General features: G+C 44.9%; 14 protein-coding genes. 7 read left to right on the top strand and 7 right to left on the bottom strand.

Annotated features, from left to right (window positions below):
- The first annotated feature begins 66 nt into the window (after nt 1-66).
- Together OSCIL6407_RS0104415 and OSCIL6407_RS0104410 are read left to right on the top strand one after the other, a co-directional pair.
- A complete protein-coding gene (locus OSCIL6407_RS0104415; protein WP_007357292.1) occupies nt 67-339 on the top strand; it encodes a hypothetical protein in 273 nt (90 codons plus the stop codon).
- Between the two features lie 54 nt (nt 340-393).
- Nucleotides 394-2,418: an ankyrin repeat domain-containing protein gene (locus OSCIL6407_RS0104410; protein WP_267879524.1), complete on the top strand. Its 2,025-nt coding sequence runs from the start codon at nt 394-396 to the stop codon at nt 2,416-2,418.
- Between the two features lie 157 nt (nt 2,419-2,575).
- Here OSCIL6407_RS0104410 and OSCIL6407_RS0104405 read toward each other — a convergent pair whose 3' ends face one another.
- Together OSCIL6407_RS0104405 and OSCIL6407_RS0104400 are read right to left on the bottom strand one after the other, a co-directional pair.
- Complete coding sequence (locus OSCIL6407_RS0104405; RefSeq protein WP_007357294.1) at nt 2,576-3,223, bottom strand: TMEM175 family protein; 648 nt, start codon at nt 3,221-3,223, stop codon at nt 2,576-2,578.
- Between the two features lie 67 nt (nt 3,224-3,290).
- The gene (locus tag OSCIL6407_RS0104400; protein WP_007357295.1) at nt 3,291-4,037 is read right to left on the bottom strand and encodes an SDR family oxidoreductase; all 747 of its coding nucleotides are present in this window, start codon (nt 4,035-4,037) and stop codon (nt 3,291-3,293) included.
- A gap of 258 nt (nt 4,038-4,295) precedes the next feature.
- Here OSCIL6407_RS0104400 and OSCIL6407_RS0104395 point away from each other — a divergent pair, with 258 nt between their 5' ends.
- Both OSCIL6407_RS0104395 and OSCIL6407_RS0104390 read left to right on the top strand, forming a co-directional pair.
- Entirely contained in the window at nt 4,296-5,948 is a 1,653-nt protein-coding gene (locus tag OSCIL6407_RS0104395) for an efflux RND transporter periplasmic adaptor subunit (RefSeq protein WP_007357296.1), read from the top strand.
- A 243-nt stretch (nt 5,949-6,191) separates the two neighbouring features.
- Entirely contained in the window at nt 6,192-7,454 is a 1,263-nt protein-coding gene (locus OSCIL6407_RS0104390; RefSeq protein WP_007357297.1) for an ABC transporter permease, read from the top strand.
- A 121-nt stretch (nt 7,455-7,575) separates the two neighbouring features.
- Here OSCIL6407_RS0104390 and OSCIL6407_RS0104385 read toward each other — a convergent pair whose 3' ends face one another.
- Both OSCIL6407_RS0104385 and OSCIL6407_RS37650 read right to left on the bottom strand, forming a co-directional pair.
- Nucleotides 7,576-9,129: a Ycf66 family protein gene (locus tag OSCIL6407_RS0104385; RefSeq protein WP_007357298.1), complete on the bottom strand. Its 1,554-nt coding sequence runs from the start codon at nt 9,127-9,129 to the stop codon at nt 7,576-7,578.
- A 217-nt stretch (nt 9,130-9,346) separates the two neighbouring features.
- Complete coding sequence (locus OSCIL6407_RS37650) at nt 9,347-9,475, bottom strand: hypothetical protein (protein ID WP_019486956.1); 129 nt, start codon at nt 9,473-9,475, stop codon at nt 9,347-9,349.
- A 109-nt stretch (nt 9,476-9,584) separates the two neighbouring features.
- Between OSCIL6407_RS37650 and OSCIL6407_RS0104375 the strand changes: the two genes are divergently transcribed.
- Entirely contained in the window at nt 9,585-9,785 is a 201-nt protein-coding gene (locus tag OSCIL6407_RS0104375; RefSeq protein WP_234708793.1) for a hypothetical protein, read from the top strand.
- A gap of 969 nt (nt 9,786-10,754) precedes the next feature.
- A complete protein-coding gene (locus OSCIL6407_RS33930; RefSeq protein WP_019486955.1) occupies nt 10,755-17,768 on the top strand; it encodes a DUF4347 domain-containing protein in 7,014 nt (2,337 codons plus the stop codon).
- Nucleotides 17,769-18,116: 348 nt separating this feature from the next.
- Here OSCIL6407_RS33930 and OSCIL6407_RS0104360 read toward each other — a convergent pair whose 3' ends face one another.
- Entirely contained in the window at nt 18,117-19,241 is a 1,125-nt protein-coding gene (locus OSCIL6407_RS0104360; protein ID WP_007354126.1) for a S1 RNA-binding domain-containing protein, read from the bottom strand.
- Between the two features lie 168 nt (nt 19,242-19,409).
- On the opposite strand from OSCIL6407_RS0104360, the gene OSCIL6407_RS0104355 reads away from it, so the two are divergent.
- A complete protein-coding gene (locus tag OSCIL6407_RS0104355) occupies nt 19,410-20,882 on the top strand; it encodes an AMIN domain-containing protein (RefSeq protein WP_234708712.1) in 1,473 nt (490 codons plus the stop codon).
- A gap of 7 nt (nt 20,883-20,889) precedes the next feature.
- Here OSCIL6407_RS0104355 and OSCIL6407_RS0104350 read toward each other — a convergent pair whose 3' ends face one another.
- Together OSCIL6407_RS0104350 and OSCIL6407_RS0104345 are read right to left on the bottom strand one after the other, a co-directional pair.
- Nucleotides 20,890-21,153, bottom strand: a complete 264-nt coding sequence (locus OSCIL6407_RS0104350; protein WP_007354128.1) for a YidH family protein — start codon at nt 21,151-21,153, stop codon at nt 20,890-20,892.
- A gap of 45 nt (nt 21,154-21,198) precedes the next feature.
- Nucleotides 21,199-21,435 (bottom strand): YidH family protein, encoded by a 237-nt coding sequence (locus OSCIL6407_RS0104345; protein ID WP_007354129.1) that lies wholly within the window; start codon nt 21,433-21,435, stop codon nt 21,199-21,201.
- Nucleotides 21,436-21,732 lie beyond the last annotated feature (297 nt).

Raw genomic sequence — 21,732 nt, 5'->3', positions numbered from 1 at the left:
AGTCACCCCCGTAATGGCCTGGATATAATCAAGGAGGATAATTATTATCTACAGAGATCGTGCGATATGGAAGTAATTAGAGTCGGCCTTGTACTCATAATATTGGTATCTGGTCTAGTGACATGGTGGAAAGCTGGCTTCAAATGCCCTTTTTACATTCATGTCATTGGAGTTATCGGAACTGCACTTGGGGTCTGGATTGCCTACACTCTCGATCCAGAAACAGATGCTAATAAATGGCCGCTATTAGGCAAATGGTGGATTGTATTGATCTTGCCAGCATTTGTATACGGTGGATTTGCAATTTATGGGCGGGGTGTTTATTCTAACAGAAAGTAATGAGAATATACTTGATTAAACTCAGTTTGTAGCCTGCATAGTTATTTAGATATATTGGTTGAGTACAAGTCTAATCCGATACTTCAATTTAAACTGGAGAATAGCGTGAGAGAAGCAAGCAAGGGAATACAAGCATTATTTTCCGCCATTAAAATATCTGATCTTGAACAAATTAAACAACTCCTTGTATCAGGTCTCGATCTCGATCAAAAGGACGTTAAAGGACAGACTGCTTTAACTTTAGCTGCCAGTATTGGCAACTCAAAAATCATAGAGCTACTAATCTCCGCAGGAGCAAAAATTAACCCAGAACCAGAGCCATTAGTCTTAAACCCAAGCATCTCAGTCCCACAACTACCTGGTGGACAGAATCTTGGCACTTTAATTACCCAAGCTTTAACGGAGGCTCCTGAAGAAGTAAAAAATTTTTACGATGGTTTTATTTCTATTGTGGATAATATATCAGATAAATCGGATCGATCTTCAGAGAATGGAATAGATGGTCAGATAAAAATTTCACAAGAAGCGGTGTCTGAAGACAAAGACAACGATTACGATGAAGATGATAGCGATCGAGAAGATTGTCAAGATGATGAGTTAGCAAGTACACCACTTGAAGCAGCAGTTCTAAAGGGTGATATTGATACGGTTAGAATCCTACTTCAGGCTAGCGCAAATCCAAATCCATCCGCCTGGTATCAAACTCCCGTGCTTGTGATTGCTGCCCACAAAGGTCATGTAGAGATTGTGCAAGAGTTGATTGCAGTAGGGGCAAATGTTAATCGTGGGTTTGACAAATTGCCATTGCATACTGCGGCTGAAGAGGGACATCTGGAGATTGTTCGCCTATTACTTGATGCGGGTGCTGAGATTGAAGGATATGAAGAAGACAATTGGACTGCACTAATGGCTGCGTCTTTTGCAGGGCATTTACAAGTTGTTCAACTGTTAGTTGAAAGAGGGGCTGATGTAAATGCCTGGAGCCAGGGAGAAACACCTTTGATGTTGGCAGCTAAGGGCGTTTACCGTGATATATACGAGTTTCTCTATCCTCTGGTTTCCGATCGGATTCGTGCCATAGGCGATCGCGATGCCGAACAAAAAATGGCAAAAACGATCAGAAGACAAACTAGAGAGCAAAATAAAGCCGTTGAAAAGCTAATTGATGCAACTATGGATGGCAATCTTAAAAAGGTTCAAAATTTAATTGCCAGTGGTGCAGATGTTAATAGTATCGGCTCTTGCAATCGCACCGCGATGTCGTTAGCAATTCAAATGGGTCAAATTCCCATCATTCAGGCTTTGTTAGATGCTGGGGCAAATCCCAATTTGCCTGATGAAACCGATGAGGGACTGGCTGACAACTCTCCGTTAATGGAGGCAGTTAGTACGTTTTTTGCTACCAATCGACCTGAGATGGTGCGTCTGCTTATTCAACGAGGAGCGAATGTGAATCAGCAGGATAGTCAAGGGCAGACAGCTTTAATGCACGCCTTGGGATATTCGGATATTGGTGCGATCGAAGCCTTGATCGAAGCTGGTGCAGACTTGAATATACGCGATTGCGATGGTAATACAGCATTGATGATAGCAGAGTTTAGAGAACTATCTAAACCTGCTAATATCTTTAAGCAAGCGGGTGCATCTCAAGAAGGGCTTAAAGAAGTTGAATTGATTAAATGTGTGACAAAGGGTGACATTAAAAAGGTCAAATCTTTGCTTCAAGAAAATGTTAATGTCAATTTTAGTGTATGCGAAACTACAGCTTTATGTCAAGCTGCATCTCAAGGACATCTTGAGATTGCTAGATTGTTAATTGCAGCCGGAGCAAATGTGAATCAAAGGGCAAGTGAAGGATATTTCAATCCACTCCTTTATGCCGCTTATGACGGGAATTTAGAAATTGTTCGGGTCTTGCTAGAAGCAAATGCAGATATTCATGTGAGAGTTACAGATTATTTAAATCCTCTTGAGTACGCAGAGTTGGGAAAATTAGAAGGGCATAAAAAAGGTCAACAATTTGATGAAGTAATAGCCCTTTTAAAGCATTATGGTGCTAGCAAGTCTGTAGAGTATTAAAATACATAGTGCGCTCTTTTTTTGCAGTTGTGGCAATGCACATAATTAGAGGAATTTAGCAGGATATGTCAACGATGCAATGGTATAACTAACCTTCTGAATCGTCTAAGCATAACGATAAAAATGTTATCCAAAATACCGCAGGCGCAAAGACTGATTAAAGAGTAGGTGGCTCTCGATATACTGGTTGTTTTGACGGCAGTAAATACAAAAATGTTAACCCAACTGCGATCGCAATACCAACTACTGGCTGAAACACTGAGACAACGAGTGCAAACAAGTAAAAAATTACCGAGAATCCATATTGCTTGGTAAGATAATTAACAAAATGCGGGCTAAGACGACCATCAATCAGCCGATAGTGAGAGGAAGCGTAGAGCCATACTAAAAACCAAGATGCGGCTGGTAATAATAACCCAAATACATAAAATATTATTACCGTTTTTTGCTCCTTCACATCTAGTAAATGTTCGCCTAGTACCGCCGTTGGAAAAGGTAAAAACGAGATGCACATTAGGAAGAATATATTAAGCAGATTAAACACATGATCTGTCTTCTGGTAAATTCTAAAAATGTAATGATGATTAACCCAATAGATCCCAATCATTACAAAGCTAAAAATGTAGGCAAAATAAGATGGCCAAAGAGAAACTAATGCGGTAGCCACACTCTGATGTGTAGCATCCGTGTGTGGGAGGCGGATTTCTAAGATCAGTAAGGTAATGGCAATGGCAAAAACACCGTCGCTGGAAGCTTCAATGCGTTGGGTATTCAATTCCTCTTGATGTTGATTTTGTTCCTGCATAAGTCGTATAATTTATTTTGTGTGCCGATTGGCAGGGAAACAGTGTTTAACTATCCTGAAATCAGGTTTAGATGATACCGCCATTAGCCCGAATATTTTGTCCGGTAATCCAGCGGGAATCATCGCTTGCTAGAAATGCTACAATATCGGCAATATCTTGCACTTCTCCCAATCGTCCCAGTGCTGACGCTTGCACAAAATATTGAATTTGGGCTTCGGTTTTTCCTTCTCGAAATAGGGTAGTATCTATTGGCCCGGGAGAAATAACATTAACAGTAATTCCCCGTTGACCTACTTCTTTTGCCAGTACCCGCGTCAATTGTTCAACTGCTCCCTTAGTCGCAACATAAGCTCCATAAGTTGGCAGCATCATCAAAGTAGTTGAAGAGGAAAAATTAATGATGCGTCCCCCATCTGCTAGGCGTTGAGCCGCTTGTTGGCAAGCGAAAAAAGTCCCTTTAACGTTAACTGCAAAAATCTTGTCAAATTCAGCTTCCGTAAAGTCAGCAATTTTTTTATTAGTCAGGATTCCGGCATTATTAACCAGAATGTCAATTTTACCAAAATGTTCAATTGTGCGATCGAATAGCCGTTGAATATCGGCAACAGAACTCACGTCTCCCTGAAGGGCGATCGCACTCCCGCCTTCTGCTTCAATCGCCTCTACAACTTCTTGAGCTTGACCCGTACTCCCAGCATAATTAATGACAAGTGATGCACCTTCTTGAGCTAGTTTGAGTGCGATCGCCCGACCAATTCCTCTAGCTGAACCAGTCACTAACGCCACCTTGTCGGTTAATTTCCCTGTTGTCATAAAATTTTTGTCGGTTAATGCTTCACCTTCCTAACAAGGCAATGGTAGAGAATTGACCACTATTTGTCAAAGGGGCGGTTAAAACCGCTACTACACATACAAAACCCGCCTACGCGGGTTGCAATCTCTACAGTCCGCGCAGGCGGACTTCGTTTGTGTAGGCGCGATTTCTATTCGCCAGAAATATTCGCCAGAGCTTATTGAGAAAAATTAAGAAATGAATTGAACGTTTTTTGTGCCAGCTCAGTCTAATTTTATATGGACTTAGCAAAACGCTTTCATAAACAACCTATTGTTTCAGGGCTGCTTGGGCTACTTATCCTGTCATTGCTGACAGTAGGAAGCTATGCCGTTTATAGCATGGCGATCGCTAAACCGAGCAGCGAAACTCGGCGCGGGCAAAAGACTGTCACCGTAGAAAGGCTGAGCCTACCGATCGCAGTTTCCGCTAATGGCACAATTCAACCAGAACGTTCAGTCAATGTCAGCCCGAAAACATCGGGGATGCTTAAAAGTTTACTGGTCAAAGAGGGCGATCGCGTTCAACAAGGGCAATTGCTGGCATACATGGATGACTCCAACCTCCGAGGCCAACTTACCCAAGCTCAAGGACAAGTCGCCTCCGCTGAAGCTAACCTGCAAAAATTGCTCAATGGCAATCGATCGGAGGACATCGCCGTAGCTAGGGCGCAACTAGCAGAACAACAAGCTAACCTGCAAAAATTGCTCAATGGTAATCGACCAGAGGACATTGCCGCAGCTAGAGGGCAACTAGCCGAACAACAAGCTAACCTGCAAAAAGTCATCAATGGTAATCGATCGCAAGACATAGCCCAAGCCAGATCCCGCCTCGCAGATGCTCAATATGCCCTACGCCAAGCAGGAGATGACTTACAAAGAAATCAAGAACTATATACAGCAGGCGCGATCGCACTCCAAAGCTTGAATACTTCCCGTACTACGCGCGATCGCGCCCAAACTCAAGTCAAGCAAGCAGAGGAAGCTTTAGCACTGCTACAAGCAGGTGCCCGCCCCGAAGAAATTGCCCAAGCGCGGGCCGCAGTACAACAAAGACAAGAAGCGTTAGCCTTGCTAGAAGCAGGTTCCCGCCCAGAAGACATCGCCCAAGCACGGGCAGTAGTACAGCAGAGACAGGAAGCGTTAGCCTTGCTAGAAGCAGGTTCCCGCCCAGAAGACATCGCCCAAGCTCGCGCTCAACTTGCCTCTGCTAAAGGTAGCGTCCAAACCATCGAAGCGCTGATTAACGATACTGTAATTCGCGCTGCTTTCAGCGGCATTGTCACCCGTAAATATGCCGATCCCGGTGCTTTTGTGACTCCCACAACCGCAGGTAGTGCTGTTTCCTCAGCGACTTCTTCTTCTATTTTGTCCTTAGCTTCCACAAATCAAGTAGTCGCAAATGTAGCCGAAACTAATATTTCCCAAATCCGGCTTAAGCAAGAGGTGACAATTCAAGCTGATGCCTATCCCGGCAAAACATTTACAGGTCAAGTCAATCAAATCTCACCCCAGTCAATTGTCCAGCAAAACGTCACCAGTTTTGAAGTCAAAGTGGGAATTATTGATGACCCCCAAGGGTTACTCCGCTCTGGAATGAATGCCAATGTAGAGTTTAAAGTCGGGGAACTAAAAGATGCTGTGGTCGTACCGACAGTTGCGATCGTCCGCCAAGAAAATGGCACAGGAGTCTTTGTTGCCGACGAAAATATGAAACCTAAATTCACTCCGATAGTGACTGGAATTACAGTTAATGATAAAACAGAAATTCGCTCTGGATTAAAGGGAAATGAAAAAATTTTTATTAGCTCTCCGCCCAGTTCCAGAGCTCGTCGCTCCCCCAGTCCATCATCAGGTATTCCTGGTTTGCAGCCTGGGCCGCGCTTGCGTTAGCAGGGAGAGGGAGATTGGGAGATGGGGGAGATGGGGAAGATGGGGAGGATGGGGAAGAAAGATTAATAGGAATTACGCACCCAACCAAAGAAACCGGGTTTTTTTACGACAATACTTCGTTGTGACCCAAAGATTCTCTAAAAAACCCGGTTTCTAGGGCTCCCTGCGTAAGTCCTAATTAAGCAATTAGCCATTAGCAATTAGCAATTAGCCATTAGCCATTAGTTTATAGGAATATTAAAAATGAGTTTGCATACTCGCGATCGCACCCGTTCAATATCAACATCTCAAATATTATTCATGGCGACCGAGGCGCTGTGGAATAATAAATTACGTACTGGTTTAACAATGCTAGGCGTAATTATTGGCATTTCTTCTGTAATTGCCATTTCTTCCGTAGGCCAAGGAGTACAAAAGTCTACTGAGGAACAGTTAAAAGCTTTAGGTACAGATGTGTTATTAGTCCTTTCCGGTGCTTCTCGGACTGGGGGAATTAATCTAGGTAGCGGTTCTGCTACTACTCTTACTTGGGATGATGCTAAAGCAGCTAGACAAGCTCCAGCAATTAAGGGAATTACTGCTTATTTACAACGTCAAGTGCAAGTAGTTTATAGCGGTCAAAATACATTTACTGCAATTTTAGGAACAGATTTATATTATCCCGATGTTAAAAACATTCACCCGCAAGAAGGCCGGTTTTTTAATGAAGAAGAATTGAATGCTGCTAAACCTGTAGTTGTCCTTGGTTCTAATGTTCGAGATCAATTATTTGGAGTTGGTGCTAATGCACTTTCTTCAGATGTCCGCATTCAGGGAGGACGTTACAAGGTAATTGGAGTAATGGAAGCAAAAGGATCTGTAGGTGGTACGGATCAGGATGACAGAGTTTATATTCCCCTTACTAATATGTCGGCTCGGATTGTCGGTAAAAATGCCTTAGCCGGCGTTGCTATTAGTGGGTTTTGGCTACAAACTAATGAGGGAGATAGTTTAGATGATGCTCAATTTCAAGTAACTAATCTCTTGCGCTTGCGCCACAATATTTACCCGCCTCTACCTGATGATTTTAGAATTATAAATCAAGTGGAAATTGTCAATACTATGAGTAATGTGGTAGGTTTATTTACAGTGATGGTGGTTGCGATCGCAGGAATTTCTTTAGTAGTTGGCGGCATTGGTATTGCTAATATTATGCTGGTTTCAGTTGTGGAGCGAACTAAAGAAATTGGGATTCGGAAAGCCGTAGGCGCTACTAATTCAGCAATTTTGAGCCAATTTTTAGCAGAAGCAGTCGTAGTTTCTACCATTGGCGGCGGGATTGGTATTACATTAGGGATTGCGATCGCTTTTGGAGCAGCAACTATTTTTAAGTTTCCCTTTGTAATTTCCTTGTTGTCGGTAGCTTCTGGTTTCGGAATGTCCTTTACAGTTGGGTTATTAGCTGGGGTAATTCCCGCTCGGAATGCAGCTTTATTAGACCCGATTTCTGCTTTGCGGAATGACTAACTAAAAACGTATTTCTATCATTTTTATTACTTGGCGGTTGAAACCGCTACTAAACAAACAAAGTCCGCCTACGCGGACTAAAGAATAAAGGGAATATTTAAGCTGGATTTGGTATCAGATGTTAATTCGTAAGTCCATCATCACTATTTTTAGACTTAGATTCATCAGCTTTTTTCGCAGCTTCCACAAGCTTGGGATCGGGTGGATTGGGTCGAACTAAGGGAAGCTCATCGCCAGCCTCAGCCTCCGATACCTCTACCGCAGCGATTTCCGGTGCTACCGATTCCACTGAAGCACTTTCCGGTGCTACTGCCGACAAAACCTCAACAGATGGGCCTTCTTCCGGCTTTTCTGCTGAATCTTCTGACTCTAAAGGCTCAGCAGGGGGAGGCGACTGAGAAAGTGCTATTTCTACAGGTGGGGCTGGGGTGTCTGCTTCCAGTGCGTCTACGGCTTCTGTGAGAGCTTCGGGATTTGTAACAACAGGAATTTCACCCGATCGCTCCGTTTCCTGTGTTTGTTCAACGGCGGAATCTAAACCTGGATTTTCATTAGTTTCTCTTGGGGAGATTAAATCTTCCAGTTTCGGGCTAGTTTGCACTAAAGGAGTTTCTGCGATTTCCTCAGCCTTAGTATCAGCAGGTTGTGCCTTTGGCGCTTCTACTGCTACTTCTTGGACGATCTCAACTAAATTTGCATCTAAAATGTCATCGAGTTTGTCAACAGTCGGAGATGTTGCTATTGGAGGTTCAGGTTTAGGAGATTTAGCTTTCTTTTCCGTATCAGCCGGCTTGCTTTTGCCCTTGCCAAAACTGCCTAAACCTCCCAAACTGTTTTTGATATTAGCCAACAAACCCCCAAATCCACCAGATGTTTTAACCGCTTTTGTGGTAGCTGTCGATGAAGCAGAGGGTAATGGTTTTTGGGTTGATTCAGCGAAGTCGTCTTCTGCATCAAATGCGTCGCTATTCGGCGGAATCGCATCTGGGTATACAGTTGCTTCAATATTAATTTCTACCTTTACTTCTGAGGGAGTGGTAGCAAAGCCAGTTTCTATTAATTGACTGGCGACATCTTCTACAAGAGAGGTAGCTTCTGAAATTGCATCCGCAGTTGGGACTGCTGAAGGTTGAGTTTCTGTCTCTTGGAAGGATGCGATCGCATTCTCTCGCGCTCCAACTTGCTCCTGCTCCCGACTGGTAACATTTACAGACTCAGGAGCCTTAGCTACTGTAGACGGAGAACTTTCAGATTTAACTGAGCTTGGTGGCCGAACAATAGTCGGTTTTTTCGGAATTTTGTCTTTCTTTTTGCCAAATAAGCCGGTAAGTCGTGCCGGCACTTGGGAGATTCCTCCCACAGCTTTCAAATCTGTCGGTTTTCCAGCAATTTCTGGATTGGGAATGGGCGTTTGCTGAACCACCGGGGTGAGTTCCCGGCGCAAAGTCAAAGTTTGCCAGCCAAACCAACCCAATAGAGCCACGCTGGCCATTTGACCCAGCAGGACAGCACCAGTAATACGTCCCGCACAAACCCATAAAATTAAGGCATAGAATAGTCCTACACCACTCCAGATGAAGTCGCTCTTACGATGGACTTCAGGAAAAAAGAACGCTGCCATGTAAACGGCGCAACTGCCAAGACCGACCGCCAAGGCCAGAATGTATGCAAGCATATTGTCGCTACCCTCACTGTGTCAGATAAGCTACTACGGGCTAATTCTACCTTTCTGCGAGGCTTAATTGTTCTTTCCTTGGGACAATTCCCTGGGGAGATGGGGAGCAGAGGGGCAGAGGAGCAGAGGGGCAGAGGAGATGGGGAGCAGAGGGGCAGAGGAGCAGAGGGGCAGAGGAGATGGGGAGCAGAGGGGCAGAGGAGCAGAGGGGAAATCTTTATCTTTCCTGTTCCATCTCCACCATCTCCACCATCTCCACCATCTCCCCTGCTCCCCCGCTCCCCTGCTCCCCCGCTCCCCTGCTCCCCATCTCCCCCGCTCCCCATCCGCCCGTGATAACTGTCACAATGCCTAACTGACTGCGATCGCGTCAAGCATTCCCACATCTTCCTTATGATGGAGTTGAAATGAGGAGTGGTGCTCAAAAGCATCTGGTGTTGGAGGAGGAGTCTGCAATGCGTGAAAAATTAATATTAGCTGCTACACTTACAATCTCACTGTATTTGTTTGTGGGAGTAAGTACTTCGGGGAAAACCTCTAAAAACTATGTACTGCGATCGCCAGAAGGTGCAGCTCCACCCACAAAGACTTTGCCGCGCTATGCTCTAATTCCCCTTCCTAACTCGTCTAGCGCTTTCCATCCTGCCTTTGAATAACAAAAGTACATAATCAAGGTGTTGAAGGCTTTCCCCTACGAACAGTTACCTATTGACGATCATCCCATAAAGTTATAATTTTAGGTGGGGTGCAGGTTTGAAGTGAAATCTTAGAGAAAAAATTTGTTAAGGTGTGCTTGCACTTGTTGGGTGTTTGGGTAAGCTTGTCTGTAAAAGCTCTTTGAAAATTACGCACTCAACTTTCAATTTGAGCTAAATTTACTAGATCGCACAAGTTTTATGGCTTGTGTTAGATTCTATTCTTAATAAGCGCACCAATTTAGATTGGTAGTTTCAGCATCTCCTGTGATTACGTAAAATAGTGACTAACTTCTAAGCCTAAAACCAGATGACATTTGTTCAAATAACCTTAGAGGATGCGCTACTTGGGTGTTTGAGAATTATTTGTCAGCTAGTCAATCGCAGGCTAATCGCTATCTGCAAAGATTAGGTCGCTATATCTACTACAACTTTTTCCAGGGGTTCGATCGGGGCATTTACTATAAAAAAACTAAACAGAAAACCTCCAGCTTAAAGCTGGGGCATCTACTGCCGATCATTTATCTAATGAAATACTCCATCAGGTTGCGGGATTCCATTTTTATGTTTCCTGCTGTCATAGTCCACAGCGTCTTAATTTACCCTTTTCTAACGTTTGCCTTTGCATCAAAATTAGTGGAATTGGTAACAGTAGTTATCAATTACCAAGGATCTATTGTTCACAAAATCCAGCGAGTAAAACAAAGGCTCATAAATGCTCTAAAAGCATCAGAATTTACACGCAAAAATGTAACTTTCATCAACCAGATTGAGAGTTGTTTATTACAACTGAGCGATGGTTTGCTTTGCAACGCGCTCAGTCATTTGTCGTAGGCAATCTTGTTTAATAGCAGCTATTTATAGCTACTGTTAACTACTACGATAGTTATTTTGCGTCAACATCAGCGGATCTACCAGATAATTAAAATCATGAAAAGCATCTCCACCCAAGTCAACTTTGCCATCCAAAATCCTCAGCGCTTTAGCAACAATATCGCTAGTAAATCAGTGTTGACTAAACCAGATTCCACCTCATTAAAAGCACTAACAAAAGATATTGTTTTTATAGATTCAAGAGTTGATGATTATCAGACTCTTGCTGCGGGAGTAAAACTCGGCACAAAAGTATTCATCCTCGACGCAATGAGGGATGGGATAGAACAAATCACTAGAATTTTAGCTGATTATAGCCTAGTTGACAGCCTTCAAATTGTTGCTCATGGTAGCGAATCCAAAGTTGAGCTAGGGTCAGTAGAACTGAATATTAGCAACTTAGAAATCTATAGCAAACAGTTACAGCAATGGGGAAATGCTCTAGCAAATAGAGGAGATATTCTCTTAGTCTCGTGTAATGTAGCGACCGGAAACTTAGGCGTTGCTTTTGTGAGAAAACTAAGCGAATTGACAGGAGCAGAAGTTGCAGCTTCCGAGAGTTTAGTTGGGAGTGTAGCACTTGGGGGTAATTGGGATTTCGACTTTGCGACAGGAGAGGTTCAATCTTCCTTAGCATTTGAAAAAGAAGCTTTAGAAGCTTATACTTTTGTCCTGGCTATTTTAGTTGAAGAAAAATTTCAAGATGCGACTGTTACTGGGCCTTGGATCTATGGTAATGGTGGAAGTGGTAATAACCCTTACTTGACTGCATCACCAGTCGGTTCGTCTGGTGTTATTCCCCGTACTACTGGCGGCACAGTCGATGCTCCTGGCAGCGGTGCTTTGAACTTAACTTCCGTTGCTGGGAACCAGTCAGCTTTTGTCATTTATAACAACCCTATCCCTTCCAATTCCGGCATTAGAGTTACCTTTGACTTCTTCTCATACGGCGGTGCCAATGTCGGTGGCTATCCTGGCGGCGGAGATGGCATTAGTTTCTTTTTAATTGATGGAAGTGCAAATCCAACAGCCGCTGGTGCATATGCTGGTTCTCTGGGCTATGCTCAAAATAAAAATCCCGACCCCATCACCAACCTCCCTACACCAGGTATAGTTGGAGGCTATCTGGGGGTTGGATTCGATGAATTTGGCAACTTTTCCAATCCAAATAGTGGAGAGCGTAATGGCGGCTTTGGAGCGACAAATGACCCGATACCAAACTCAATAGCAGTTAGAGGAAGGGGAGAGAAAGATCTAGCAGATAAATACTTAGAAGGATATAACTACTTAACTGGAACAGGTAGTCTTTCTCCTGGCTTAGCTGTTCCTGCTACGGGTACTGTTCGCGCAGATGCGAAAAGAACTGCCGAAATTACCTTAACAACAGGTAACTTACTCTCCGTTAATGTTGATTTAAACGGAGATGGAGATTTTCTTGATACAGGCGAGGCAGCTATTGTTAACTACGACGTTACCGCAGCTAACGGAGCAGCGCCATCTACCTTCAAATTTGGTTTCGCCAGTTCAACTGGAGGTGCTACAAACATACATGAAATCAAAAACTTAAAGGTTGAGACTTTAACTGAGCCTACGGAACAGGCAGACATTGAAACTGTCAAAACTGGCCCTGCCTTTGTATTACCTAACGGCACTATTACATACAAAATTACTGCTACAAATAATGGGCCAAACACGGCTACTAACGTCGTAATTCAAGATCCGCTACCGGCTGAGTTAACCTTCAGTAGCGCGACAGATGGTGGCACTTTTAACGCTACGACAAAAGTTGTTACTTGGCCTAGCATTGCCTCTTTAGCTAGTGGTCAGAGTGTCACTTACGACTTAATTGCTACTGCACCTGCTGCTGGTGGCCCGTTCCTTAATAAGGTATTCAGTACCGCGACAACTTTTGACCCCACTTCTGCGAATAATAATGGCACGGCTGCTAATGCCCAAGTTACTACTACAATCTCGTCTGCTGTTGCCGATGTAGTCACAACCAAAACAGGAGCTACTACAGGCAATGCCGGAGCCAATGTCACCTACACAATTACCACCACAAATAACGGGCCATCAACTGCGGCAGATGTCACAATTACAGATACTTTACCCACAGGTTTAACAGGAGTTACACCATCAGATGGTGGTAGTTATAATTCATTAACAGGGGTAATTACTTGGCCGAGTATTAGCTTAGCAAATGCTGCAAATACGACGCGAACAGTAACTTTACCATTGCCAGCAACAGCCAGTCTTAGTAATACAGCTAAGAGTACTTCTAGTACAAGCGATCCGACTTCTAGTAATAATGACGGTACTGCTACGGATGCAACTGTAGCGACAACAATTACACCTAGTGCCGATGTAGTCACAACCAAAACAGGTGTTACCGCAGGCACAGCCGGAGCCAATGTCACCTACACAATCACCACCACAAATAATGGGCCATCAACGGCTGATGGTGTGGTAATTACTGATACTTTACCCACAGGTTTAACAGGAGTAGTACCCTCAGATGGTGGTAGTTATAATTCAGCAACAGGTATCATTACTTGGCCGAGTATTAGCTTAGCAAATGCTGCAAATACGACGCGAACAGTAACTTTACCATTGCCAGCATCAGGCACTCTTAGTAATACCGCCAAGAGCACTTCTACCACTGCTGACCCAACTCCTACTAATAATGATGGTAGTGCGACTGGTGCAACTGTGGCAACAACAGTTACACCCAGTGCCGATGTCGTCACCACAAAAACAGGTGTCAGTGCAGGCACAGCCGGAGCCAATGTCACCTACACAATCACCACCACAAATAATGGGCCATCAACGGCTGATGGTGTGGTAATTACTGATACTTTACCCACAGGTTTAACAGGAGTAGTACCCTCAGATGGTGGTAGTTATAATTCAGCAACAGGTATCATTACTTGGCCGAGTATTAGCTTAGCAAATGCTGCAAATACGACGCGAACAGTAACTTTACCATTGCCAGCATCAGGCACTCTTAGTAATACCGCCAAGAGTACTTCTACCACTGCTGACCCAACTCCTACTAATAATGATGGTAGTGCAACTGGTGCAACTGTGGCAACAACAGTTACACCCAGTGCCGATGTCGTCACCACAAAAACAGGTGTCAGTGCAGGCACAGCCGGAGCCAATGTCACCTACACAATCACCACCACAAATAATGGGCCATCAACGGCTGATGGTGTGGTAATTACTGATACTTTACCCACAGGTTTAACAGGAGTAGTACCCTCAGATGGTGGTAGTTATAATTCAGCAACAGGTATCATTACTTGGCCGAGTATTAGCTTAGCAAATGCTGCAAATACGACGCGAACAGTAACTTTACCATTGCCAGCATCAGGCACTCTTAGTAATACCGCCAAGAGCACTTCTACCACTGTTGACCCAACTCCTACTAATAATGATGGTAGTGCGACTGGTGCAACTGTGGCAACAACAGTTACACCCAGTGCCGATGTCGTCACCACAAAAACAGGTGTCAGTGCAGGCACAGCCGGAGCCAATGTCACCTACACAATCACCACCACAAATAATGGGCCATCAACGGCTGATGGTGTGGTAATTACTGATACTTTGCCCACAGGTTTAACAGGAGTAGTACCCTCAGATGGTGGTAGTTATAATTCAGCAACAGGTATCATTACTTGGCCGAGTATTAGCTTAGCAAATGCTGCAAATACGACGCGAACAGTAACTTTACCATTGCCAGCATCAGGCACTCTTAGTAATACCGCCAAGAGCACTTCTACGACTTTTGATCCGACTTCCGCCAATAATGACGGTACGGCGACTGGTGCAACTGTGGCAACAACAGTTACTTCGAGTCCAAGTCCAAGTCCAACTCCAACTCCTAATCCTCTCAATCAGCCTCCCGTTGCGAACAATTCCAATATCAGTTTGCCACCGGGGAGCACAGTCAAGCTTCCAGGACTAGGGGGAAGTGACCCCGATGGTACGATCGCATCCTACACAATTAACACTTTGCCGCCGGCAGCACAAGGCGTGTTGTATTTGGGAGATCCTGCTAACGGTGGTGTTTTAGTTACTCCGGGCCAAGTGCTAACGCCCGCTCAAATTAGTCAGTTATTCTTCCAATCTACAGGTAGCTTTACAGGTGCAGGCTTCACTTATAGCGCCACCGATAACAGCGGTGCTGTCAGCCTCGCTGCTGCTACTGTCAACGCGATCGCAGCGCCAAACCTTCCCCCTCTTGCGACTAATGCCAATAACGTCGCCACACCAGGGAGTGCTGTCCAGCTTTCAGGACTAGGAGCAACAGACCCCGATGGCGCGATCGCATCCTATACGATTAACACTTTGCCCCCGGCAGAACAAGGCTTGTTGTACTTAGGAGATCCTGCTAACGGTGGTGTTCTCGTCACTCCGGGCCAAGTGCTGACACCCGCTCAAATTAGTCAGTTATTCTTCCAATCTACAGGCAGCTTTACAGGAGCTAGTTTCAGTTACAGTGCTACCGATAACCTCGGTCTTACTACCCCTGCTCCCGCTGCTGTATCCCTTATCCCGCCTACTCCTAACCTGCCTCCAGTGGCAAATAATTCTAATGCCAGTTTGCCACCAGGGAGCACTGTCCAGATTCCAGGACTAGGGGGAAGCGACACTGATGGCGCGATCGCATCTTACACAATTAACACCTTGCCTCCAGCGGCACAAGGCATATTGTATTTAGGAGATCCTGCTAACGGTGGTGTCGCCATTACTCCCGGCCAAGTGCTGACACCCGCTCAAATTAGCCAGTTATTCTTCCAGTCTACGGGCAACTTTACAGGGGCTAGTTTTACTTACAGCGCTACCGATAACCTTGGTGCAGTTAGCCCTGCTACAGGCAATGTCTCAATCCAAGCTGGTGTCAACCTTCCGCCATTAACGAACAATAGTAATGTCAGTTTGCCCCCAGGAAGCACCGTTAACCTGACAGGATTAGGGGGAAGTGACCCTGATGGCGCGATCGCATCCTTCACAATCAACACTCTACCGCCCGCTGAACAAGGCTTGTTATATCTGGGAGATCCCGCTAACGGTGGTGTCCTCATCACTCCGGGCCAAGTGCTCACACCCGCTCAAATTAGTCAGTTATTCTTCAAATCTACGGGCAACTTTACAGGGGCTAGTTTTACTTACAGCGCTACCGATAACCTTGGTGCAGTTAGTCCTGCGGCTGCTAGCGTATCGACTGTGTTGGGGCCAATTGCACCAACACCCACGCCCACACCTACGCCTACAGGTACTCCTACGCCTACGCCAACGGGAACTCCTACGCCTACGCCTACGGGAACTCCTACGCCTACGCCCACGGCAACACCCATACCAACGGCAACACCTACACCAACGGCAACACTCGAACCAACGGCAACACCCATACCCACAGCAACACCCATACCCACAGCAACACCAATACCTACTCAGCCTTTCGCCCCAGTAGAGGAACCGGACACGAGTTGTGGTTGCACTCCAATTCCCGAAAAACCTGAGTTTACATTTACCGCACCGCAGATAGTGCCAAAAGTCGAATTTCAGCCCGATCGATTGTTCGCTGGTGGGATTGAAATCATCAGCGGCGATCGGGGAAATGACTTGTTGACTGGTAACAGTGGAGATAACTGGTTATTTGGCGATCGCGGCGCTGATACCATACATGGCGATCGCGGTGCAGATATCCTGATCGGCGATAGCGGTAGCGCAAATCCTGGAGATGGCGCTGGAGAAGAAGATTTAATCTTTGGAGAAGAGGAGAACGATATCATTGGCGGCGGTGACGGTAACGATACCATTTACGCTGGTAAGGAAAACGATCTCGTTCACGGCGGGAAAAATAATGACCTGATCTGGGGCGATCTCAACTCCGATATCCTGATCGGTGACAGTGGTGATGACACTATCTTTGGTGGTGTTAACGATCTATCTGTTTCCGACTTAAATCCTGACTTACTTTTTGGCGGTAGCGGTAATGACTACCTCAACGGTAATGAGGGTGATGACACCGTAATTGGCGGTGAAGGCAAGGATATTGCCTACGGTGGCAAAGGTAATGACTGGATATTTGGGCAGCTTGACTCCGATACCCTTTATGGTGGCGAAGGCAATGATACGATTTTGGGCGATCGCGGTAGTAATGGCGAGGTTGCGCCTGTTGGTCAGGAAGATTTGATTTTTGGCGATCGCGGCGACGATATCATCGGTGGTGGTGACGGTAACGATACCATCCATGCTGGCAAAGAGAACGATCTCGTTTACGGTGGCAAAGGCGACGATCTGATCTGGGGTGAATTGAACTCGGATACGATTGTGGGTGACAGCGGTAACGATACCATTTACGGCGGCCTTAACGACTTCTTTAAAACCGATCCAGAGGGACGCGATGTGCTATTTGGTGGCATCGGTAATGACTTAATAAATGGTCAAGAAGGAGACGACACTATTATTGGTGAGGAAGGGAATGATACCCTTCGAGGTGGCAAGGAAAATGATGGTCTTCGTGGCGGTAGCGGCAATGATTTGATGTTAGGCGATAACGGTAACGATCTACTCTGCGGCGATGAGGGCAATGATACTATCTACGGAGACAATAAAGGTGTATCTGTTGCTGTCGGTGGATCTGGCCAACGTGATTGTATTAATGGCGGCGAGGGAGACGATCTGATCTATGGCAATGAAGGGGAAGATAATCTTAATGGTGATGACGGAAATGATTCACTTGCGGGAGGTAAAGATAATGACATTTTATCTGGCGGCACAGGAGATGACTGGCTTGTGGGCGACTCCGGGGAAGATACTTTAATTGGGGGAATAGGAAATGATGTTTTTGTTTTGAGTCCTAATAGCGGTGTGGATACTGTACTTAATTTTGAGGTTGGTTTGGATAAGTTTGGACTTGCCGGGGGTCTTTCCTTTGACCAATTACAAATTACTCCTACTCTGGGCGGGACTGTGTTCCAAGTCGCAAGTAATGGTCAAGTCTTGGCAAATCTGTTGGGCGCTAATGGTGTGATTTCTACTTTGGATTTTGTGCTGGTTTAGAAGTAATACCAAATCCGGGTTAATCATCCCCTTTATTAGTAATTCTGTCGTCATTGCGAGCGAAGCGAAGCAATCGCAGAGACCTTGCGATTGCTTCGCTTCGCTCGCAATGACAATAAAGGGGGTAGTAAACCCGGATTTGGTATAAAGGGTGCGATCGCTCAATATAGAACATCAGCTACAACTGAAAATCTAAATAACGCGAGCGCGCCCTTTACCTAAACTAAGCACAACTGCCCGCGCGGTTAATGCAAACATATCTCAGCCAGTCCTCAAAAGTAAACTTTATTGTGTCGGCGACTTTGGCAAAAACTTTTTCTGTAACTCCATAGACAGCCTATCTCCTTTCTAATCGATCGCCTGCTTTGACAAAACGTTCTGATAATATCTGTCTGCCATTTCTTCTGCTGTCTCATAGACTTTCCAGGGGTGCTTTAACATATCACCTGGTTCAACCTCTAAATCGCTGGTTGAGAGTGAAACTCGACCTTTTTCAATATCCATCCACACAATCATCGCCCTGATCCAATCGCCATGCTTAAAAATCCGATCTAATTGCTCGACAGGCATTTGAGAAATTGCGGAAATATGTAGTAAGGCATGATAACCTCCAATATCTACGAAAAGCCCATACGTTTTAATACCTCGCACAGTTCCATCAACAATTTGCCCAACTCTAAGCATTTTAAGCCTAGTCATTTTGAGAATATAGTGACATTCTCTTTCTTGTTGGCTATAGCGTCGATCGCGATCTAATCCATACTCTTTATTTAACGCAACTCCGCGTCCTTGATACCAATCTGAATCAATTTCACCTAATGCAATATCTACAGGTAGGGTTACGTAAAGATTTACAAGTGCTTGTATCTCAGGCGTTTGCCTTTTACTAGCTAGGATTGCAATTCTGTATAGTAAGTCTCGTAAGACAATCAACCATTGTTGTTCAAGTGTTAGTTGCTCCCATAAGTCTTCTCCATTTCCTATTTTTCCGTCATAGGCTCCCAACCTGCTCATTAACAAACGTTTCTCCCAATTCTGACCGGGAAGAGTTGGCGACTTGAGTAATGCGCCCCAATTGATGTTGTTTAGATTATCAATGTTTGACCAGTCTGATGGACGATATTCCTCCTTAAGAAATTCAGCAATTCCGTCATGAAAAGCTGTGAGTAATTCATAAGGTGTAACTGTAGTAGCGAGGAATGTTGCGGTGTTATCTCTGCACAGCCACGGGTCAACTCTGAACAGGATCGTCTCATTGCTTGCTTTCTCGGCTATCAATTCTACCCCATAACCTTCCTTATCAATTACCATTGATGCTGGCAATTGGGAGTCGCGAATTTGACCCAACCAAATGTAAAGGTTGTCGTAAGGATCGAAAACAACCGACGTATAGATACTGGTACAAACATCACTGGACTCAATGTATATCCAAATACGTGAGCGACCAGTCGGTTGTCTTAGACTGATTTTCATTAAACTAGAGCAAGATTTTGCGATCGTTTATGAATAGAACCTGCAACAGAGTAAATTATAATGTAGAATGATCCAAATAATTCACCCCTATAATCAAAAATCAATTTTAATTTTTAATTTTAATTGTTCTCAAGCCTAGCTTTAATCGCAACTTTCTCTTTGATGGCCATGCAACACAAAAAATCAGTACAGGGATTTTTGCCAAGTTTACACAGCCAGACTCTCCGCAAGGCCACAGCCACGCTGCTTGCTTGCCAGTCGCTTAACCTGAGTCTGACAGTCGCCGCCGTAGTTGTCACCTTACCAATAGGACAACGACAAGCTGCTGCTGCATTGCTGACAAATTGGTTGTTCGATCCGGGGACAAATCAGCTAGAAGTCATGCTGCCAGAGGGAATAACGCCTAAGTTTTCTCTTTTAGACCAACCGACGCGGATAGTTGTTGATTTGCCGGATACGGAGGTGGGAACTGATACTACCCAATTGTACCCAGAAGGTACGGTGCGTTCTGTCAGCCTGAGCCAATTTCAGCCGGGGATGGCGAGAATTGTGATTGATTTTGCTCCGGGAGTGGTGTTAACTCCAGAACAAGTACAGTTACAACGCATAGGTTTAGAGAATCGTTGGGTATTGCGTCCTTTGTTTTCAGGGACGAATAATCTGTTAAGTCAAGGAAATTCAATGACGGGGGCTACAGCAGGGCCAATGCAACGCGGCTTAACTACTCCGCCACCGCCTACGTCGCCGCCTAGTAACACTAACACTAGACCTCTGGCTAATTCTACTACTGCTAGACCTCAAAGTAGCACTCAAACTGCATCGTTGGCGCGATCGCCCCAAAATCTACCTAATCCTAATCCTGCGATACTAGAAACTCCAAATCCGCCGATCCAACCGCTGACAGTACCGATCGCTACTTTTCCAGTTAACCAAACAAGACAACAAGCCGCTTTACCTCCTAGTTATACACCCACCTATACGCCGCCGCGATCGGTTCCATCGGTGACAATTCCGGGTTATGCGACCCCAGCAAGACCATTAAATTGGAATGAAGAGCTTCCCAGACAGCCGATCGCTCCTTTACCTGCTAGCAATTATGATAATTTTGTCCCACCTTCAGTTTATCCCTTACCAAATGCGATCGCGCCAACTGCATACGCGCCCAATATCTTGCTACCAGCAGGAACTAGACTCAGCTTGCTTTATCCTGGTGTAGAGCCTTTAGCGCTAGATCCCAAACCCTCAAGACAGGAAGTTTTGCTATTACAAGGAGGGATTCTTGATAGCTATGGCAATACGATCGTACCACCAAATACCCCAATAATCGGACGCTTTGAAAGCAATAGCGAAGGTACGCGCTTTATTGCTCAAGCGATGTATCTTAATGGTCGTAGCATTCCTCTAGATGCGCGATCGGATCGATTTGGTAGTGGCGATCGCAAACCCTCACAAAGGAGTTTTCTGCGTAATTCCGGGATTGGAGGAGTAGCATTATTTGTACTTAGTGGTTTTACTGGTATTGGTTTACTTGCGGGTGCTGCTGCGGGTGCTGCAACAACTTACGCCACTGCTCCCCAACCTGCTACTATTCAACCAGGTCAGATTGTGCAAGTTCGTTTGAATGAGGATTTAAGATATTAACTGAAAATCATTCAGTGACAACAGGAATAGAGGTAACAAAGGGAGCTGAGAATACAAAATAGACAACTCCAGCTCCTAAAAGCATCACTGCAAAACTGAAGAGCATTACCCAACCTTCTGCTGGTTCATAAGTATCCTCATCAATGTCTCGGCGGACGTTAAAGTAGTGGTTAGTTGAAAGTAAAACAGTCACTAAACCAACTAAAGAAAATACTACCCCTAACATCCAGCCAATGCCAGGACGCGCTATCAGAGGCGGTTGTAATACCACTTCTCTAAAAGTTTGCTACAGTTTGGGGTAGGGGCGGGTTCGCGATCAAATTTGCCACCCAAAAATAACATTAATAAACCCGCCCCAAGACTGTAGCATTAATTTAGAGAATTGGTATAAGATGCGGAGACGGACGATCGCAACGCCAAAACCCATGAGTGCGATCGCGGTTCGCATCCAAGCTAAATAGGTGCGCTCGTTCGCTAAATGATCTCGCACCCGCGAGGGATTTTGTAATTTTGCCTTCTCTGTATCTATTTTCGTCAGCTTTAAAGTCAACAAAGAATCGTGAAAATCTGGTTATTTTTTTTGTTAAAATCCGAACAATAACCCGGTAATTTTGCGGGAATTATAGCCACTTAATTAGACATTTGTAAGACCACTATCCCGGTAGTTCTGATTGCGGCAGCAGAGGAAATCGAGCGTTGAAATTAAACTTAATATTTTTCAGGAGAACCTTACAATAGTCCGGACAGTTTTTAGAGAACTGGCTGAAACCTTTATTCTACCCTTGGCGATGCCTTCGGCTGGCTACGCCTACGCGGCGAACTTGGAACCCAAAACCCGCATTCTACCCTT

Origin of the sequence: Kamptonema formosum PCC 6407, assembly GCF_000332155.1 — a bacterium.
In the GTDB taxonomy this organism is placed as follows: domain Bacteria; phylum Cyanobacteriota; class Cyanobacteriia; order Cyanobacteriales; family Microcoleaceae; genus Kamptonema; species Kamptonema formosum.
Note: the sequence above shows the minus strand (reverse complement) of the source record. Positions and strands in the feature narration are given on the sequence as shown.

Excerpts from the sequence above, each read along its gene's own strand:
- OSCIL6407_RS0104415 (WP_007357292.1), top strand. The coding sequence starts at position 67 with ATGGAAGTAATTAGAGTCGGCCTTGTACTCATAATATTGGTATCTGGT.
- OSCIL6407_RS0104405 (WP_007357294.1), bottom strand. The coding sequence starts at position 3,223 with ATGCAGGAACAAAATCAACATCAAGAGGAATTGAATACCCAACGCATT.
- OSCIL6407_RS0104400 (WP_007357295.1), bottom strand. The coding sequence starts at position 4,037 with ATGACAACAGGGAAATTAACCGACAAGGTGGCGTTAGTGACTGGTTCA.
- OSCIL6407_RS0104395 (WP_007357296.1), top strand. The coding sequence starts at position 4,296 with ATGGACTTAGCAAAACGCTTTCATAAACAACCTATTGTTTCAGGGCTG.
- OSCIL6407_RS0104390 (WP_007357297.1), top strand. The coding sequence starts at position 6,192 with ATGAGTTTGCATACTCGCGATCGCACCCGTTCAATATCAACATCTCAA.
- OSCIL6407_RS0104385 (WP_007357298.1), bottom strand. The coding sequence starts at position 9,129 with ATGCTTGCATACATTCTGGCCTTGGCGGTCGGTCTTGGCAGTTGCGCC.
- OSCIL6407_RS0104375 (WP_234708793.1), top strand. The coding sequence starts at position 9,585 with ATGCGTGAAAAATTAATATTAGCTGCTACACTTACAATCTCACTGTAT.
- OSCIL6407_RS33930 (WP_019486955.1), top strand. The coding sequence starts at position 10,755 with ATGAAAAGCATCTCCACCCAAGTCAACTTTGCCATCCAAAATCCTCAG.
- OSCIL6407_RS0104360 (WP_007354126.1), bottom strand. The coding sequence starts at position 19,241 with ATGAAAATCAGTCTAAGACAACCGACTGGTCGCTCACGTATTTGGATA.
- OSCIL6407_RS0104355 (WP_234708712.1), top strand. The coding sequence starts at position 19,410 with ATGCAACACAAAAAATCAGTACAGGGATTTTTGCCAAGTTTACACAGC.